The sequence below is a fragment of the Allobosea sp. 05T422_2 genome, from assembly GCF_056396265.1.
In genome coordinates this window covers 1-2,379 of the sequence record NZ_JBFTLD010000466.1, presented here as the reverse complement: position 1 = coordinate 2,379, position 2,379 = coordinate 1, and the positions used below count along the sequence as shown (strand labels likewise).

The window sequence follows — 2,379 nt, the reverse complement described above, 5'->3', positions numbered from 1 at the left end:
GGTCGACATTGACCTGTGAGGTCTCGGCGAAGCGGCTCTGCACGGAGGCGAGCGCCACCTGCTGGCCTTCATCGAGGCGCTTGGCGTTTTCGACCGCCTGCCCCTGCGAGGCGACGACGCGCTGCACGAAGTTCGAGACGGTGATGTTGGAGGTCGCCGTCGAGCCGTCGAGCGAGACCGCGTTGGTGACGCTCCGCAGGCCCTTGGTCAGCCGGTCGAGCAGCATCTGCGGCCGGGTGGCGTCGCCCTGCGGCGTCGCCGGCGTGGTGTTGAAGACGACGAGCTTCGAGCGGTCCGCGATCAGTCCAGGATTGATCGTGATACGGCCGGCAAAGCCCAGAGCCTGGGACTTGCCCTCGAACGAGCCGGTATAGGCGCCGTTGCCGTTCCCTGCATCGACGAAGAAGGGCAGTTCGGGCGATCCGTTGGCCCCGGACAGGCTTGTAGTGGTCGGGCGTGCCGTCAGGCCGAGCACGTCGCGGGTATTGCCCGCGCCATCGTCGACGATGCGCAGCATCGAACCGGTATTCGAAACCGTGAACCCACCGCCGATCGCGGCCTGGATCTGGGCTGCGACAGACGCCGGGCCGCCCGAGAAATCGATGCCGACCACGGTGTTGTTGGCATCGCCGCTGGCCGATGCCGGCAGCGGCAGCGATGCACCGGATTCCACGCGCACGAAGGTGAAACGCCGCGTCGCGCCACCGGGAGTGACCTGGTAGTCGAGCGTCACGCTGTTGCCGGACTGAAGCCCGGCGAGGTCGACATCGAAGCCTGAGGCCGCGCCTGTGGTGACGGCCGTTCCGGCGATCTCCCGATCGGACAAGGCGCTCGAGAGCTGCGCCGCCATCTCGTCGAGCTGGGCCTGCATCTGCACCAGCGTCTTGTCGCGAAGCTCGAGATTGGCTGCGATCTCGCCCGACCGGAACACCTTGTTGGCGATCGCGTCGATCTGGTTGCCGGAATTGTCGGTCATCGTAATGGTGCCGACACCACGCGTCGCCGCGTTGGGGCTCCATTGCGCTTCCGGGCCAAGCGCGGAGCGGCCGTCGAAGCTGAACTTCACCGCCGGTCGGCCGTCGAAGATCTGGGCACCCGATCCAGTGACGATGCTGAGCGAGCCGCGCGCATCCTCGCTGGTCTTGATGTCCATGTATTGCGAGAGTTCGGAGACGATACGGTCGCGCTGGTCTTTCAGGCCCGCTGTCGCCTGGTCGCTCTGCCCCTGCACGATCCGGGCATTGACGCTGGTCAGCGAGTCCAGCAGCTGGTTGATCTGGTTGACGGCACCGCCGATCTTCGTCTCGGCCTGGGTGCGCTCAGCCTGAACACCGGCGGACAGCCCGTTCAGGCGGTTTGCGAGCTGGCTGGCTGCATCGAGCACAGCCGTGCGGTTGGTATAGGATGACGGATCGTTCTTCAGCGCCTGGAGCGAGGTGGTGAAGGAGCTGTAGACAGAATCGAGCGCCGTCGCGCTTCCCGGCGCGCCGAACAGCTTGTCGAGATTCGAGAGCGCATCCGCCCGTGTCGACGTGTAAGCGGCGCCGGCACTTTCCTGCCAGAGCTGATGCTGGACGATCTTGTCGAGCAGGCGCTGAACAGCCGTGCTCGACGTACCGATCGTCGCGCCACTGAGCGTATCGGAGGTACTGACGACGCGCCGGACATAACCGGCAACGCCGGCATTGGCGACATTCTGCGAAACAACGCCGATACCGGTCTGCGTGACATGCAGCCCGGAAATCGCGGTGCCCAGGGAAGTACTCAGACCCATCGTCAACTCCTGCCGTCACCGGCGATCCTCCTGGATCGCCCGGAACCGCCTCCGCCGGCGGTCAAAGCCGCTCAGCGGATGATGCTGAACACATCGCGCAGCATTTCCTGCGCCGTGCTGATCACCTTGGTGTTGGCCGAGTAGGCCTGCTGGGTGACGATCATCTTCGAGAACTCGTCGGCGATGTCGGTGTTGGATTGCTCGACATTGCCGCCGATGAGCTGCGACGTACCCAGACCGATGATCGGAGGACCGGACTCGATCGTTTCCTCGAAGGCGCCACCGTCGAGGCGCTTCAGGGCGTTGCCGGCATTGAAGCGGGCCACCGAGAGTTGGGCCATCGCGACGACCTGGCCGTTGCTGAAAGTGCCGATCACCTGGCCTTCGGCCGAAACCGAGACGCGGTCGAGCGTGCCGGCCGTATAGCCGTCCTGACGGATGCTACGCGCGTCGATCTGGCCGCTGACATCGCCGTTCTGGGTCAGGCCGTTGCCGCCGGTCGTGAGATTGATGCCGGAGATCGCCGTGCCCGCGATCGTCATGTTCGGCAGCGTGATGTTGCCGCCGGCAGGGTTCACCATCTGGCCGGTGGAGCCGAAGGTCTG

The 2,379-nt window shown here is 65.4% G+C and carries 2 protein-coding genes; both read right to left on the bottom strand.

Translation table 11 applies throughout. From position 1 onward, the window contains the following. Positions 1–1,774, bottom strand: a 1,774-nt coding sequence (gene flgK, locus AC1DJT_RS36155) for a flagellar hook-associated protein FlgK (RefSeq protein ID WP_476836001.1), incomplete at its 3' end; no start/stop codon positions are given. A gap of 71 nt (positions 1,775–1,845) precedes the next feature. Next, the coding region (locus AC1DJT_RS36150) for a flagellar hook-basal body complex protein (protein WP_476836000.1) at positions 1,846–2,379 on the bottom strand (534 nt) is incomplete at its 5' end.